General features: G+C 42.2%; 1 protein-coding gene. It reads left to right on the top strand.

Going from position 1 to position 206, the window contains the following annotated elements:
• Positions 1–2: 2 nt before the first annotated feature.
• On the top strand, positions 3–206 hold a 204-nt coding region (locus tag ACX6CF_RS26830; protein WP_458788434.1), incomplete at its 3' end, for a GTP-binding protein.

Genomic DNA, 206 nt, shown 5'->3' with positions numbered 1-206 from the left:
CATTGCGTGAAGATCTTCTCCTAGAGGTTACCAAGTTGGCACAAGATGGACGATTTGATTACTTGGTTATTGAATCTACGGGTATTTCTGAGCCATTGCCGATAGCCGAAACCTTTACGTTTTCCGACGAGGACGGTATTTCATTATCAGATGTGGCAACACTGGATACTATGGTTACGGTTGTTGATGCGGTAAACTTTTTAAAG

The sequence above is a fragment of the Vallitalea sediminicola genome (genome assembly GCF_054408565.1).
The sequence above is the reverse complement of the archived record's forward strand: the minus strand, read 5'-3'. Positions and strand labels throughout refer to the sequence as shown.